Origin of the sequence: Pelomonas sp. SE-A7 (genome assembly GCF_030345705.1) — a bacterium.
Classification (GTDB): domain Bacteria; phylum Pseudomonadota; class Gammaproteobacteria; order Burkholderiales; family Burkholderiaceae_C; genus JAUASW01.
On record NZ_JAUASW010000001.1, the window covers coordinates 2,725,253 to 2,738,710 of the forward strand.

Sequence of the window (13,458 nt, forward strand, 5' to 3'; positions counted from 1 at the left end):
ATGCACGATTACCTTGCCTATTCGCCCGAAGTCGCCGCGGCCCGCGCCGCCGGCCAGCCCATCGTGGCGCTGGAATCCACGATCATTTCGCACGGCATGCCTTATCCGCAGAACGTGCAGACCGCCCGCGAGGTCGAGGACATCATCCGCGCCGCCGGTGCCGTGCCGGCGACCATCGCCGTGCTGGGCGGCAAGATCCGCATCGGCCTGTCCAGCGAGGAGCTGGAGCTGCTCGGCCGCTCCAGCGACGCGCTCAAGCTCAGCCGCCGCGACCTGCCCTATGCGATCGCGAGCGGCAAGGTCGGCGCCACCACCGTGGCCGCGACCATGATCTGCGCCCAGCTGGCCGGCATCCAGGTCTTCGTCACCGGCGGCATCGGCGGCGTGCACCGCGGCGCCGAGACCTCGTTCGACATCTCGGCCGACCTGCAGGAGCTGGCCCGCAGCTCGGTGGCCGTGGTCTGCGCAGGGGCCAAGAGCATCCTCGACATAGGCCTGACGCTGGAGTATCTGGAGACGCAAGGGGTGCCGGTCGTCACGGTGGGCCAGGACAACTTCGCCGCCTTCTACACGCCGGACAGCGGCTTCAAGGGCGACTTCCGCCTGGACACGGCCGCCGAGCAGGCCGCCTTCCTGCGCGCCAAATGGGGCCTGGGCCTGGCCGGCGGCGTGGTGGTGAGCAACCCGGTGCCGGCCGACGAAGCCATGCCCAAGGCCGAGATCGACGGCATCACGGCCCGCGCGCTCGAGGAGGCCGCGGCCCAGGGCGTCACCGGCAAGGCGGTCACGCCCTTCCTGCTGGCCCGGATCAAAAGCTTGACCGAAGGCCGCAGCCTGGCCACCAATATCGCCCTGGTGAAGAACAATGCCCGGGTCGGGGCGCAGCTCGCCCTGGCTCTGCAGAACCCGCGCTGATCTGTCGTCAAATGCGCGGCCAAGAAACCCCGCGCTTCACCGGCGCGCAATATTCGGTGTCACGACGGAAACTAAGCTACTTGCCCGGTTCCGTCGTTCCCTAGACAAGAAAGCCTTCGCATGCGCAGCAAGCCCCTGGTCCTGTCCCTGATCGTGATCGCCGTGGCCGGCGTCGGCTGGTGGTGGACACAGACCCGGGCCAACGGCGTGGAGGGCACGGCCTCCGGCGCATCGGCACCGGCGGCGGGTGCCTCGGGCTCGGCCAAGGCAGTTCCGCCCCAACTGGTGGGCGTGTGGAAGGCCAAGACCCTGGACGTGCCGGTCAGCATCGAGGCCAGCGGCACGGTCGCGGCCCTGGCCACGGTAGACCTGCGGGCCCAGACCACCAGCACGGTGCGCGAGCGCCTGATCAAGGACGGCGAGATGGTGCGCAAGGGCCAGGCCCTGTTCCGCTTCGACGACCGCGCCGACCGCGCCAACCTGGAGAAGGCCCGCGCCCAGCTGGCCCGCGACCGCGCCCAGCTGGCCGATGCCGAGCGCCAGCTCAAGCGTGCCGAGGACCTCAAGGCCCAGGGCTTCGTGGCCCAGAACGCGGTGGACACGGCGCTGGCCAATGTCGAGGCCCAGCGCGCGCTGGTGCAGTCCGACGAGGCGGCGATCCAGGCCGCCCAGGTCCAGCTCAGCTACAACGAGCTGCGCGCGCCCTTCGCCGGCCGCGCCGGCATGGTCAATGCCGTGCCCGGCGCCCTGGTGCAGGCCAATGCCAGCGCCACGCCGCTGGTCAGCATTGCCCAGCTGGACCCGATAGGCGTCAGCTTCGTCGTGCCCGAGACCCAGCTCAATGCGGTGCTGGCCGCCACCCGCGGCAGCAAGGCCGAGGGCCTGGAAGCGCAGGTGATCCCGGCCGGCGGCAAGGCCGGCAAAGACGCCGATGCGCTCAAGGGCCGGGTCAGCTTCGTCGACAACCTGGTCGATCCGAGCACCGGCACGCTCAAGCTGCGCGCCGACTTCGGCAACGACAAGCACCTGCTCTGGCCGGGCCAGTATGTGCGGGTGAAGATGGTGCTGCGCACGCTCAAGGACGCCGTGGTCGTGCCCCAGGCCGCCATCATCCAGCGCGGCAACGAGCGCTCGGTCTATGTGGTGGCCGAGGACAAGACGGCGGTGCAGAAGACGGTGCAGACCCGCTACCCCTTCGGCGACCTGGTGGTGGTCGAAGGCCTGCAGGCCGGCGAGCAGGTGGTGCTGGACGGCAAGCAGAATCTGCGGCCGGGCACGCCGCTGAAGACCCAGCAGGCGGCGCTGAATCCAGCCGCACCGGTGGCTGCAGCTTCGGGTGCTTCCAAATGAATTGGACAGAATTGTTCATCCGGCGGCCGGTGATGACCGTGCTGCTGAACATCTCGGTGGTGATCGCCGGCCTGGCGGCCTGGAGCAGGATCCCGGTCGCTGCCCTGCCGTCCTACAACACGCCGGTCATCAACGTCCAGGCCACGCTGCCGGGCGCCAGCCCCGAGACCATGGCCTCGTCCGTGGCCCTGCCGCTGGAGAAGCAGTTCTCCACCATCGCCGGGCTGGCGACCATCTCGTCCAGCTCGGGCCTGGGCTCGACCAATGTGACGCTGGAGTTCGACCCCTCGCGCAACATCGACGCCGCGGCGGTGGACGTGCAGGCGGCGCTGTTCCGCTCGCTGCGCGCGCTGCCGGTGGAGATGACCTCGCCGCCGTCCTACCGCAAGGTCAATCCGGCCGATGCACCGGTGTTGCTGGTGGCGCTGACCTCGCCGTCCATCAACATCACCGAGCTGAACGACTTTGCCGAGAACCTGATCATCCCGGCGCTGTCCACCATCGACGGCGTGGCCCAGGTCTCGATCTTTGGCCAGAAGCGCTATGCGGTGCGCATCAAGGTCCGCAACGACCTGCTGGCCCAGCGCAACCTCACGCTGGAAGAACTGCAGGCCGCGGTGCGCAGCGCCAATGCCAACACGCCGGTGGGCGTGCTGGACGGCGACCGCCAGACGCTGACCATCCAGGCCAACAAGCAGCTGCGCAATGCGCGCGAGTTCGGCGGCCTGGTCGTGGCCTCGCGCAATGGCGCACCGGTGTTCCTGCGCGACGTGGCCGAAGTCCAGGACAGCATCGAGACCACCAAGGCCTTCAGCCTGTTCAACGGCGAGCGCTCCATCGTGCTGGCCGTGCAGCGCCAGCCCGATGCCAACACGGTCAAGGTGGTGGATGCCGCCAAGGCCATGCTGCCGCGCTTCCAGGCCCAGATGCCGGCCTCGGTGCAGATGAACTTGCTGAACGACCGCTCGGTCTCGGTGCGCGAGTCGCTGCACGACGTCTACTTCACGCTGGCCCTGACCGTGGTGCTGGTGGTGATGGTGATCTTCATCTTCCTGCGCCGCGTGGCGGCCACCACCATCCCGGCGCTGTCGCTGCCGATCTCGCTGATAGGCGCGCTGACCCTGCTCTATGCGCTGGGCTACAGCCTGGACAACATCTCGCTCCTGGGCATCACCCTGGCCGTGGGCCTGGTGGTGGACGACGCCATCGTGATGCTGGAGAACATCTACCGCCACATCGAGGATGGCGCCAAGCCCTTCGAGGCGGCCGTGCGCGGCGCGCGCGAGATGACCTTCACCATCCTGTCGATCTCGATCTCGCTGGTGGCGGTCCTGATCCCGATCTTCTTCATGCCCGGCGTGATCGGCCTGCTGTTCCACGAGTTCGCGGTGGTGGTCTCGCTGTCCATCCTGGTCTCGGCCATGGTCTCGCTGACCCTGGTGCCCATGCTGTGCAGCCGCTTCCTCAAGCCGCACCACCACACGCAGGAAAGCAGGCTGGGCCAGGTGTTCGAGAACGCCTTCAAGCGCGTGCAGGACGCCTACGGCCGCAGCCTGGACTGGGCGCTCAAGCGGCGCCATGTGGTGCTGGCCGTGGCCATCGCCAGCTTCGTGGGCACGGTCTATTTCTACATGGCCATCCCCAAGGGCTTCTTCCCCGAAGAGGACATAGGCCAGATCCAGGCCAGCACCGAGGCGGCCGAGGACACCTCGTTCAACACCATGGCCGTGTTGCAGGAGCAGGCGGCGGCCATCGTCAAGGCCAACCCGGCCGTGCTGAGCGTGGCCGCCGGCGTGGGCGGCGGACCGACGGCCTCGGGCGCCACCAACACCGGCCGACTGTTCATCAACCTGAAGCCCCGCAAGGAGCGGCCACCGATGGCCAAGGTGGTCGAGAGCCTGCGCAAGGACCTGCGCGCCGTGCCCGGCCTGCAGGTCTTTCTGCGGCCGGTGCAGAACCTGCAGCTGGGCGGCCGCCAGAGCAAGAGCCGCTACCAGTTCACGCTGCAGGCGGTGGCGGCCGGCGAGCTCAATGCCTGGTCCAGCAAGCTGCAGGCCAAGCTGCGCGAGAACACCAAGCTGTTCCGCGACGTGACCAGCGATTCGCAGCTGCGCGGCCTGCAGGCCAACCTGGTGATAGACCGTGAACGCGCCACGCTGCTGGGCGTGCAGATGCAGGACCTGCGCTCGGTGCTGTACGACGCGTTCGGCGAGCGCCAGGTGTCCAGCATCTTTGCCGAGAGCAACACCTACCAGGTGCTGATGGAGGCCAGCGACGCCGACCGCCGCAGCGAGGACGCCTTCGACAAGATCTACCTGCGCGGCCGCAACGGTGCCCTGGTGCCGCTGAGCGCCTTCGCGACGGTGCAGCGCGGACTGGGCCCGACCTCGATCAACCACCAGGGCCAATTGCAGGCGATCACGCTGTCCTTCAACCTGGCGCCCGACGCGCCGCTGGGCGAGGCGACCAAGGCCATCGAGGCCTACTGCAAGGACATAGCCCTGCCCGCTTCCATCATCACCAGCTACGGCGGCGATGCGGCGGTGTTCCAGGACTCGCAGTCCGGCCAGCTCTTGCTGATAGGCCTGGCACTGGCTGTGATCTATGTTCTGCTGGGCGTGCTGTACGAGAGCTACATCCACCCGATCACCATCCTGGCCGGCCTGCCCTCGGCCGCCGTGGGCGCCCTGATCACGCTGCAGCTGTTCGGCATGGACCTGACCATCATCGCGACCATTGGCATCGTGATGCTGATCGGCATCGTCAAGAAGAACGCCATCATGATGATCGACTTCGCGCTGGATGCTCAGCGCAACGGCGGCATGAGCCCGGCCGCGGCGATCCGCGAGGCCTGCATCCTGCGCTTCCGGCCCATCATGATGACCACGCTGGCGGCCCTGATGGGCGCCCTGCCCATCGCCCTGGGCCTGGGCGCCGGCGCCGAGCTGCGCCAGCCGCTGGGCCTGGCGGTGGTCGGCGGCCTGATCCTTTCGCAGGCGGTGACGCTCTACATCACGCCGGTGATCTACCTGGCGCTGGACCGCTGGAGCGGCAAGGGGCCGGACACTCGCGAGGTGGCCGAAGTGCACATGACCTCGCATGCGGCCGCCGATTGAAAATCCGTAATAGGTAAACACCCAGGCAGGCCGGGCCGCCACTTCGCTACAGTGGCGGCCCGGCCCGCTTTGGGCGAACAGCATCACAAAAGGGCCCCGATGGACGCCATCCCCCAGCAAGAACTCAAGCGTGGCATCGGTGCCCGCCAGCTGAGCATGATCGCCATCGGCGGCGCCATCGGCACCGGCCTGTTCCTGGCTAGCGGCGGCGCCATTGCCAATGCCGGCCCGGGCGGCGCCCTGCTGGCCTACGCCATCATGGGCATCGCCGTGTTCTGCATGATGCAATCGCTGGGCGAGATGGCCACGCAGCTGCCCATCGCCGGCTCCTTCGAGGCCTATGCCGAGCGCTTCGTCGATCCTTCGCTGGGCTTTGCCTTCGGCTGGAACTACTGGTTCAGCTGGTCGATCACGCTGGCCGCCGAGTTCGTGGCCGGTGGCCTGATCGTCAAGTTCTGGTTCCCCGACAGCAATGCCGGCCTCTGGGCCATGGGCTTCTTCGTGCTGCTGATGGGGCTGAACCTGCTGTCGGTCAAGGCCTATGCCGAGGCCGAGTACTGGTTCGCCAGCATCAAGGTCACGACGGTCATCATCTTCCTGATCGTGGGCGCGCTGATGATCTGCGGCTTGCTGGGCGACCAGCAATCGATAGGCTTCAAGAACTGGCAACTGGCCGATGCGGCCAGCGGCAAGAGCGCGCCCTTCGTGGGCGGCCTGGCGGCCATCCTGGGCGTGTTCCTGATCGCCGGCTTCTCGTTCCAGGGCACGGAGGGCGTAGGCCTGGCGGCGGCCGAGACCGAGGACCCGGCCAGGAACGTGCCCAAGGCCATCCATTCGGTGTTCTGGCGCATCCTGCTGTTCTACATAGGCGCGATCGCGGTGATCGGCTTCCTGATCCCCTTCACCGACCCCAACCTGCTGCGCAGCGGCGAGGAGAACGTGGCCTATTCGCCGTTCACCATCGTCATCTCGCACCTGCCCAAGATTGGCTTCTATGCGGCCAATCTGATGAACTTCGTGATCCTGTCGGCCGTGCTGTCGGCCGGCAATTCCTCGCTTTATGTGTCCTCGCGCATGCTGTACGCCATGGCGCACAGCGGCAAGGCACCCCGGCTGTTCGGCCAGCTCAACGGCCGCGGCGTGCCGGTGGCGGCGGTCTGGGCCACGGGCCTGGTGGGCGCCCTGGCCTTCCTGGCCAGCGAGTTCGGCGCGACCAAGGTCTACCAGCTGCTCTACAACGCCTCGGGCCTGACCGGCTTCCTGATCTGGCTGGGCATCGCGATCTGCCACCTGCGCTTCCGCAAGGCCTGGGTGGCCCAGGGCCGGCCATTGAGCGATCTGAAGTTCCGCGCCAAGTTCTACCCCTGGGGCCCCTGGGCCGCCCTGGTGCTGTTCCTGGTCGTGCTGTTCGGCGCCAATGCCTGGGTGTTCCAGGCCGAGCAGTTCAGCTGGTTCGACTTCATCAGCAACTACCTGCCGATCCCCGCCTTCGTGCTGCTGTACCTGGGCCACAAATGGGTCAAGAAGACCCGGGTCGTGCCGCTGAAAGACTGCAACTTCAGGATGGACTGATCAGCGCGCCAGCTCGGCGCGCATCTGGTCGATGACGGCCTTGTAGTCGGGCTTGCCGAAGATGGCCGAGCCGGCCACGAAGGTGTCGGCACCGGCGTCGGCGATGCTGCGGATGTTGTCGACCTTGACGCCGCCGTCGATCTCCAGGCGGATATCGCGGCCGCTCCTGTCGATGATCTTGCGGGCCGCTTCCAGCTTCTTCAAGGCGCTGGGAATGAAGCTCTGGCCGCCGAAGCCGGGGTTGACGCTCATGATCAGCACCAGGTCGACCTTGTCGATCACCCAGTCCAGCACGTCCAGCGGCGTGCCCGGGTTGAACACCAGGCCGGCCTGCTTGCCTTCGGCCTTGATCAGCTGCAAGGTGCGGTCCACATGGCGACTGGCCTCCGGGTGGAAGCTCACCAGGTCGGCGCCGGCCTTGCAGAAGGCCTGGGCCAGGCTGTCCACCGGCTCGACCATCAGGTGCACGTCGATAGGCGCCGGCGTGCCGTCGGGCTTGACCGAATGCTTGCGCAGCGCCTCGCAGACCATGGGCCCGAAGGTCAGGTTGGGCACGTAATGGTTGTCCATCACGTCGAAGTGGATCCAGTCGGCGCCGGCCGCCAGCACGTTGCGGACCTCCTCGCCCAGGCGGGCAAAGTCGGCGGAGAGGATGCTGGGGGCGATGCGGTGGCTCATGGCGGGCTCGGGCGAGAGGAGAAATGAGCCGCCGATTTTATGGGCGCTTGAATTTGCGCAAAGCGGTCTCGACCTCGGCGCGGGCCCGGCAGCCGGCCGCATGGTCATTGACCATGCCCATGGACTGCATGAAGGCATGCATGGTGGTCGGCCCGACGAACTTCCAGCCGCGCTTCTTCAAGTCCTTGGACAGGGCCCTGGAGGCCGCGGTCTCGGTCTGGCCCAGCACATCCGCCGTGGCCGGCGGCTCGAAGCGCCACAGATAGCGGGCCAGCGAGCCCTCGTCCTTGACCAGCTCCAGCGCGCGCTGCGCATTGTTGATCGCCGCTTCGATCTTGCCGCGGTGGCGGACGATGCCGGCGTCCTGCAGCAGCCGCTCCACATCGGCCTCACCGAAGCGCGCCACCTTCCTGAAATCGAAGCTGGCAAAGGCCTGGCGGAAGGCCTCGCGCTTGGCCAGGATGGTCCGCCACGACAGGCCGGACTGAAAGCCTTCCAGGCACAGCTTCTCGAACAGACGCTGGTCGTCGGCCACCGGGAAACCCCATTCGCGGTCGTGGTAGTCCAGGTAGGGCCGCCAGTCGGCCGCGGCGGCGCACCAGTGGCAGCGGGGCGCCTCGCCGGGCGCATGGAACAGCTTGTCGTTGAGGCTCATGCTCCGTTCTTTCTCATCATTCAGCGCAGCCGCACTTTCGCATCGCAGAGTTCCGAGGCCCGCGCTGCCGCCAGCGAAGCCTCGGCATCGTCGCGGCTCATGCCGAGCCGCAGGCGGCCTTTCTCGTGCACCAGGCTGACCCGCCAATGGTCGGGCGCATCGTCGCCGCGCAGATGCTCGATCTCGACCGCCTGCACCTGGGCGTAGCGGGCGACCAGGCGGCGCCGCTCCCAGATCGTCTTGCTACGCCGGTCGAACACCAGCGGTGCCGCACGCCAGCGCAGCTCGGTGCGCCATTCGTCCAGCGCCACGGTCGTGCATTCGATGTCATGCAGGCCCGGCGCCAGCGCGCGCCAGAAGGCTTTCAGCCGGTCAAGCCAGGTGAGGCGGCGGCCCTTCATCGCGGACTAGCGGTAGCGCTCGCTGATCGCCTTGAGCCGGCCGTCGCCATAGAGCTTGGTCAGCGCCAGCAGCAGGCGCTGCTCGGTCTCGACCGGCACCTGGTTGGCCACGGCCAGGTACTGGTTCTCGGCATTGAACACGGTGGAGGCCACACGCACCTTGTCCTGCAGGCCCGACTCGCGGATGTTGCGCAGCAGGTTCAGGTCCTGGCCGTAGACCATGTCGGTGCGGCCCAGCATCAGCATCTGCAGGGCCTCGTGGTCGGACGCCGCCTCGGCCAGCTGTACGCCGGCCTCCAGCAGCGAGGCCGCGAGCACCGTGCCGCGGGTCACGACCACCGGCTTGCGGCGGCTGGCCGCCACCAGGTCGGACAGCTCGCGCGGCTCCGGGCCCGGGCCGTGGCGCATGGCCACCACATGCTGGATGCGGTACAGCGGCACCGGCAGATAACGCCACTGCTTCTCGCGCTGGGCGGATCGCAGCAGGCAGAAAAACACATCGACCTCGCCCTGGCCCAGCATCAGCTCGACTCGGCGCAACGGCACCTGCTGGTCCAGGCCGCTGAAGCGCAGGCCCGGATCCTGTTGCTCCACCGCCCGCAGGATCTCCATGCAGATGCCCGGCCGGGCCTTGTCCTGCGGCGAATACTTGGCCAGCGAATTGCTCTGCTGGACGGTTCGCAGCACCTGGGCATGCAGGTCCGCGCCCATCATCGGAAGGGCTGCCACGAAGAGGGAGAACAGCAGGCGGTACGACACGGCGCGAGCATACCGGGGCTTTGAAAGCCGCACCCTAGAATGGGCCGATGTCGTCCCCTGAATTCAGCTGCACGGTCACGGTCAAGCCGCTGCCCGAGCACACCGACTCCGAGCAGGGCCGCTGGGCCTTCAGCTACACCATCACCATCAGCAACAGCGGCGACGTGGCCGCCCAGCTGATCGCCCGTGAATGGGACATCGTCGACACCGAAGGCCAGGTCCAGCAGGTGCGCGGCCTGGCGGTGGTCGGCCACCAGCCCTTCCTGCAGCCGGGCGAGCAGTTCCAGTACAGCAGCTGGGCCCAGCTGGCCACGCCGCAGGGCAGCATGAAGGGCCGCTACCTCTGCGTGACCGAGCAGGCCGAGATCTTCTGGGCCGAGGTGCCCGAGTTCCTGCTGGCCGACAGCGCCAGCCTGCACTGAGCCGGGGCGCGCACAGGATGGCAGGACAAGGCGCCTGGGACCTGACCGCGCTGCTCAATGCGGCCGACCCCAAGGCCTCGCTCGCGGGCCGCAATCTGTGGCTGGCCCGGTTGCTCGAATGGCTGCGCCACGCGCCGCTGAAGGCCAGCGGCGATGGCCTGCCCCGCCCCGACGGCTCACGCCCGCTGCCGCTGCTGCGCCTGACGCATCTGCTCAATGTGCTGGACCGCCATCCCGAGCATGCCGCGCAGGTCTCGGCCCTGCTGGCCGCCACCTGGCGGGAGCTTGATGCCGTGGGCCTGTTCGCCGACGTGGGCTTTGCTTCGCGGATGGCGCTGTGGAGCGAGGTCGGCCTCCGGGTGCGGCTGCGCCTGCTGCCGGGCACGGTCGAGACCCGCGAGCTGGGCGAGCTGTTCGGCCTGCTGTTCCCCGAAGCCGAGGACGAGCAATGGCTGCTCGCCATGGAGGCGCCGCTGCTGGAACGCCTGGGCAGGCTGTTCGCCGAAGCCGCGCGCCTGGACAACGGCCGCGAAGCCCTGCTGCAGGCGCTGACCATCCTCGTCAGCGCGGTGCGCGCGGCCGGTCTCTCGGGGCCGCTGCGCCTGCGCATGAGCGCCGAGCTGCTGGCCCATCAACCGTTTGCTCAACTCGCGGCTGCCGCGGAAAAAGTCGCCGAGGCATTGCGTGCCCAGGACCGAGCGGCGCTGCTGCCGGCCCTTCAATACCTGCGCGTGCTGCTCGATGCCTGCCGCGCCGCGGCCGCCAGCGTGCCCGAGCACCTGGAGGCCTGGGGCGTGTCGGTGGACCTGATGTTCGAGGTCGAGCAGCTGATCGAACGCTGTCGCCGCATCGAGGCCCTGCTGGACCTGCTGGTGGCCGAGGCGCCGGCGGCCGAGACCCTGAAGCTAGTGGCCGGCCTGGTGCGCGTGGTCCACGAGCGGCGCAGCTTGCGCACGCTGTTCTCGCGCCACTACGCGCTGCTGGCCCGCAAGGTGGCCGAGCGCAGCGCCGAGACCGGCGAGCACTACATCACCCGCGATGCGCACGAGTACCGCGACATGCTGCGCCGCGCGGCCGCCGGCGGTGCGGTGATAGGCGGCACCACGCTGGCCAAGTTCGCTCTCGGTGCGCTGACGCTGTCGGCCTTCTGGGCCGGCTTCGCCGCCGGCACCAACTACGCGCTGAGCTTCGTGCTGATCCACCTGATGCACTGGACCGTGGCCACCAAGCAGCCGGCCATGACGGCGCCGGCCATGGCCCACAAGCTGCGCGACATCGCCAGCGACGAGGGCCTGCAGGGCTTTGTCGACGAGGTGGCCCATCTGCTGCGCTCGCAGTTCGCCGGCATCGCCGGCAATCTGCTGGCGGTGATTCCGGTGGTGCTGCTCGTGCAGTGGCTGGCCTGGGGCCTGGTCGGCCATCCGGCCGTGGGGCCCAAGGACGCGGCCTATGTGCTGCATTCGCTGCAGCTGCTGGGGCCTTCGGTGCTGTTCGCCGCCTTCACCGGCGTGCTGCTGTTCCTGGCCAGCCTGATCGCCGGCTGGGTCGAGAACTGGTTCGTGTTCTACCGGCTGGACAGCGCCATCGCCTGGAACCCGCGCTTCATCGCCCGGCTCGGTGCCGCGCGGGCCCAGCGCTGGGCCGCCTGGTGGCGGTCCAATATCTCGGGCCTGGCGGCCAATGTCTCGCTGGGCCTGATGCTGGGCCTGGTGCCGGTGTTCTGCGCCTTCTTCGGCCTGCCCATCGAGGTGCGGCACGTGACGCTTTCCACCGGACAGTTGACCGCTGCCGTCGGTGCCCTGGGCCTGGAGATCTTCAGGACGCCGGCCTTCTGGTGGTGCCTGCCGACCATTGCCTTCATAGGCCTCTTGAACCTGGGCGTCAGCTTTGCGCTGGCCCTGCTGGTGGCGCTGCGCGCCCGCGGCATCCAGGTGGCCGACCGCTCGCGGGTGCAGGCCGCGATCTGGCGCCGGCTGCGCGAGGATCCGCGCAGCTTCTTCCTGCCGCCCAAGGGCGAGTGATGGCTCAGGGCTTGTCGTTGCTGTCGTCGCTCTCGTCGCGTCGTTCGCCGCCCTTGCGGCCCGAGAACATGGTCCACCAGACGATGAAGACCAGCAGCAGCAGCGCGCCCAGCGCTTCCAGCAAGACGATACCCATGAAGAAAAAGACGCGCTACGACGCTTGGTGGATGGCGGCGGCCATTCTAGGTCTGCTGGCCGGCTGCGCTTCCTCGCCGGTGGTGCTCCCGCCCATCCCGAAATCGCCGATACCGGTGGCAAGCAACGACCGCCCGGTCCAGCTGCGCGAGCGCTCGCGCTGGGTCGAGTCCGACTGGGCCGAGCTGCCCGGCTGGGGCAGCGACCGCGCCTCCGAGCTGTGGCCGGCGCTCTTGCGCTCCTGCGAAAAGCCCGCGGCCGGCTGGTCGGCCGTCTGCGCCCGCGCCCTGCTGGCCGAAGCCGGCGACGACCTGGCCACCGCCGCCTGGCTGATGAGCGAGCTGCGGCCCTGGCGCATAGAGAGTCTGGACGGCGAGCCGCAGGGCCAACTGACCGGCTACTTCGAGCCCGAGCTGCAGGTGCGGCGCCAGAAGGACGCGCGCTTCACCGTGCCGGTGCTGGCCGCGCCAGCCGACCTGATGCAGCGCCGGCCCTACCTCACGCGCCAGCAGATCGAGAGCGAGCCCTCGCGCTACAAGACCCTGGTCTACCTGGAAGACGCCATCGACCTGCAGATCCTGCAGCTGCAGGGCTCGGGCCGGGCCCGCCTGGTCGATGCCGAAGGCACCGAGCCGGTCTGGCTGCGCCTGGCCTTTGCCGGCCACAACGACCAGCCCTTGACGCCGCTCGGCCGCTCGCTGGTGCTGATCGGTGAGTGGAATGACGGACCGGCCGCGCCGCGGTCCGCGGTGCGCGACTGGGCCAGGCGCAATCCGCAGCGGCTGAACGAGCTGATGTGGGCCAATGCCCGCTATGTGTTCTTCCGCGAGGAGCCCTTGCGCGACGCCGGTATCGGTCCCCGCGGCGCCCAGGGCGTACCGCTGACGCCGGGCCGTTCGGTGGCCGTGGACAAGAACTCCATCCCCTACGGCACGGCCCTGTGGATGGACGGCGGCGATGCCGGCACGCGCCGATTGGTGATGGCGCAAGACACCGGAGGCGGCATCGTCGGCGCGGTGCGGGCCGACTTCTTCACTGGCTGGGGCAGCGAAGCCGAAGCGGCGGCGATGAAGATCAAGCAGCCGCTGCGCTACTGGGCATTGTGGCCCCGAGGCGTTCCAGTCAGTCGATGACCTGGACGCCCTTCCAGAAGGCCACGCGGCCCTTGAGCTCGGCGGCGGCTTCAGTGGGCTCGGGGTAGCTCCAGACCGCGTCCGGGTTCAGCTCCCCGTTGACGAACAGGCTCTGATAATGCGCCTGGCCCTTCCAGCTGCTGGAGCGGTGGTTGCTGAAGCTGAGGTAGTTCTTGTTCAGCGACTCGGCGGGGAAGTAGTGGTCGCCATCGACCACGACGGTGTCTGCGCTTTCGGCGATCACGACGCCGTTCCAGATTGCCTTCATTTTTTGCCGCTTCTTTCTTGCCGGATCCAAAGA

General features: G+C 68.3%; 13 protein-coding genes. 7 read left to right on the forward strand and 6 right to left on the reverse strand.

From position 1 onward, the window contains the following. From QT382_RS12360 to QT382_RS12375, 4 genes are all read left to right on the forward strand, one after another. Positions 1-915: a pseudouridine-5'-phosphate glycosidase gene (locus tag QT382_RS12360; RefSeq protein WP_289254326.1), complete on the forward strand. Its 915-nt coding sequence runs from the start codon at positions 1-3 to the stop codon at positions 913-915. 120 nt (positions 916-1,035) lie between these two features. Next, positions 1,036-2,265, forward strand: a complete 1,230-nt coding sequence (locus tag QT382_RS12365; RefSeq protein ID WP_289254327.1) for an efflux RND transporter periplasmic adaptor subunit — start codon at positions 1,036-1,038, stop codon at positions 2,263-2,265. Continuing rightward, positions 2,262-5,381 (forward strand): efflux RND transporter permease subunit, encoded by a 3,120-nt coding sequence (locus QT382_RS12370; RefSeq protein ID WP_289254328.1) that lies wholly within the window; start codon positions 2,262-2,264, stop codon positions 5,379-5,381. The genes QT382_RS12365 and QT382_RS12370 overlap by 4 nt, the downstream gene beginning before the upstream one ends. Positions 5,382-5,480: 99 nt before the next feature. After that, positions 5,481-6,953 (forward strand): amino acid permease, encoded by a 1,473-nt coding sequence (locus QT382_RS12375; protein ID WP_289254329.1) that lies wholly within the window; start codon positions 5,481-5,483, stop codon positions 6,951-6,953. Here QT382_RS12375 and rpe read toward each other — a convergent pair whose 3' ends face one another. From rpe to QT382_RS12395, 4 genes are read right to left on the reverse strand one after another with little or no spacing between them, the layout of a single operon-like run. Continuing rightward, complete coding sequence (gene rpe / locus QT382_RS12380) at positions 6,954-7,631, reverse strand: ribulose-phosphate 3-epimerase (RefSeq protein WP_289254330.1); 678 nt, start codon at positions 7,629-7,631, stop codon at positions 6,954-6,956. A gap of 37 nt (positions 7,632-7,668) precedes the next feature. Further along, the gene (locus QT382_RS12385; protein ID WP_289254331.1) at positions 7,669-8,286 is read right to left on the reverse strand and encodes a DNA-3-methyladenine glycosylase I; all 618 of its coding nucleotides are present in this window, start codon (positions 8,284-8,286) and stop codon (positions 7,669-7,671) included. A gap of 20 nt (positions 8,287-8,306) precedes the next feature. Continuing rightward, positions 8,307-8,687 carry a hypothetical protein gene (locus QT382_RS12390; protein ID WP_289254332.1) on the reverse strand — a complete coding sequence of 127 codons (381 nt, stop codon included), beginning with the start codon at positions 8,685-8,687 and terminating at the stop codon, positions 8,307-8,309. 6 nt (positions 8,688-8,693) lie between these two features. Then, positions 8,694-9,446 (reverse strand): substrate-binding periplasmic protein, encoded by a 753-nt coding sequence (locus QT382_RS12395; RefSeq protein ID WP_289254333.1) that lies wholly within the window; start codon positions 9,444-9,446, stop codon positions 8,694-8,696. A 47-nt stretch (positions 9,447-9,493) separates the two neighbouring features. Here QT382_RS12395 and apaG point away from each other — a divergent pair, with 47 nt between their 5' ends. Together apaG and tlpB are read left to right on the forward strand one after the other, a co-directional pair. Continuing rightward, entirely contained in the window at positions 9,494-9,868 is a 375-nt protein-coding gene (gene apaG / locus QT382_RS12400; protein WP_289254334.1) for a Co2+/Mg2+ efflux facilitator ApaG/CorD, read from the forward strand. Positions 9,869-9,885: 17 nt separating this feature from the next. Further along, positions 9,886-11,889, forward strand: coding sequence for a transporter-like protein TlpB (gene tlpB / locus QT382_RS12405; protein WP_289254335.1), 2,004 nt, complete (start codon positions 9,886-9,888; stop codon positions 11,887-11,889). A gap of 4 nt (positions 11,890-11,893) precedes the next feature. On the opposite strand, the gene QT382_RS12410 is transcribed toward tlpB, so the two are convergent. Continuing rightward, positions 11,894-12,025 (reverse strand): hypothetical protein, encoded by a 132-nt coding sequence (locus QT382_RS12410; RefSeq protein WP_289254336.1) that lies wholly within the window; start codon positions 12,023-12,025, stop codon positions 11,894-11,896. On the opposite strand from QT382_RS12410, the gene mltA reads away from it, so the two are divergent. Next, positions 12,024-13,157 carry a murein transglycosylase A gene (gene mltA, locus QT382_RS12415; RefSeq protein ID WP_289254337.1) on the forward strand — a complete coding sequence of 378 codons (1,134 nt, stop codon included), beginning with the start codon at positions 12,024-12,026 and terminating at the stop codon, positions 13,155-13,157. The genes QT382_RS12410 and mltA overlap by 2 nt on opposite strands. On the opposite strand, the gene QT382_RS12420 is transcribed toward mltA, so the two are convergent. Continuing rightward, positions 13,147-13,455 (reverse strand): DUF427 domain-containing protein, encoded by a 309-nt coding sequence (locus tag QT382_RS12420; RefSeq protein ID WP_502929870.1) that lies wholly within the window; start codon positions 13,453-13,455, stop codon positions 13,147-13,149. The two genes, mltA and QT382_RS12420, sit on opposite strands and share 11 nt — an antisense overlap. Between the last annotated feature and the right edge of the window lie 3 nt (positions 13,456-13,458).

Bases quoted from the DNA above. Each gene is read 5' to 3' on its own strand.
- QT382_RS12410 (WP_289254336.1), bottom strand. From the start codon at position 12,025: ATGGGTATCGTCTTGCTGGAAGCGCTGGGCGCGCTGCTGCTGCTGGTC.
- QT382_RS12390 (WP_289254332.1), bottom strand. From the start codon at position 8,687: ATGAAGGGCCGCCGCCTCACCTGGCTTGACCGGCTGAAAGCCTTCTGG.
- QT382_RS12375 (WP_289254329.1), top strand. From the start codon at position 5,481: ATGGACGCCATCCCCCAGCAAGAACTCAAGCGTGGCATCGGTGCCCGC.
- tlpB (WP_289254335.1), top strand. From the start codon at position 9,886: ATGGCAGGACAAGGCGCCTGGGACCTGACCGCGCTGCTCAATGCGGCC.
- QT382_RS12360 (WP_289254326.1), top strand. From the start codon at position 1: ATGCACGATTACCTTGCCTATTCGCCCGAAGTCGCCGCGGCCCGCGCC.
- QT382_RS12365 (WP_289254327.1), top strand. From the start codon at position 1,036: ATGCGCAGCAAGCCCCTGGTCCTGTCCCTGATCGTGATCGCCGTGGCC.
- QT382_RS12370 (WP_289254328.1), top strand. From the start codon at position 2,262: ATGAATTGGACAGAATTGTTCATCCGGCGGCCGGTGATGACCGTGCTG.
- mltA (WP_289254337.1), top strand. From the start codon at position 12,024: ATGAAGAAAAAGACGCGCTACGACGCTTGGTGGATGGCGGCGGCCATT.
- rpe (WP_289254330.1), bottom strand. From the start codon at position 7,631: ATGAGCCACCGCATCGCCCCCAGCATCCTCTCCGCCGACTTTGCCCGC.
- apaG (WP_289254334.1), top strand. From the start codon at position 9,494: ATGTCGTCCCCTGAATTCAGCTGCACGGTCACGGTCAAGCCGCTGCCC.
- QT382_RS12385 (WP_289254331.1), bottom strand. From the start codon at position 8,286: ATGAGCCTCAACGACAAGCTGTTCCATGCGCCCGGCGAGGCGCCCCGC.